Raw genomic sequence first — 624 nt, forward strand, 5'->3', positions numbered from 1 at the left:
CTTGAGACCGTGACTGCGTACCTTTTGTATAATGGGTCAGCGACTTACGTTTTGTAGCGAGGTTAAGCGAATAGCGGAGCCGTAGGGAAACCGAGTGTTAACTGCGCGTTTAGTTGCAAGGCGTAGACCCGAAACCCGGTGATCTAGCCATGGGCAGGTTGAAGGTTGAGTAACATCAACTGGAGGACCGAACCGACTAATGTTGAAAAATTAGCGGATGACTTGTGGCTGGGGGTGAAAGGCCAATCAAACCGGGAGATATCTGGTTCTCCTCGAAAGCTATTTAGGTAGCGCCTCGAGCGAATACCATTGGGGGTAGAGCACTGTTAAGGCTAGGGGGTCATCCCGACTTACCAACCCTTTGCAAACTCCGAATACCAATGAGTACTACTCGGGAGACAGACGGCGGGTGCTAACGTCCGTCGTCAAAAGGGAAACAACCCAGACCGTCAGCTAAGGTCCCAAAGTGTATGTTAAGTGGGAAACGATGTGGGAAGGCTTAGACAGCTAGGATGTTGGCTTAGAAGCAGCCATCATTTAAAGAAAGCGTAATAGCTCACTAGTCGAGTCGGCCTGCGCGGAAGATGTAACGGGGCTAAACATACCACCGAAGCTACGGGTGCA

1 rRNA gene is annotated in these 624 nt (G+C 50.8%); it reads left to right on the top strand.

Annotated features, from left to right (window positions below):
* Positions 1-624: ribosomal RNA gene (locus tag IEY09_RS20130) — 23S ribosomal RNA — on the top strand; the annotation flags it as partial.

Origin of the sequence: Shewanella xiamenensis (genome assembly GCF_014647135.1) — a bacterium.
Classification (GTDB): Bacteria; Pseudomonadota; Gammaproteobacteria; order Enterobacterales; family Shewanellaceae; genus Shewanella; species Shewanella xiamenensis.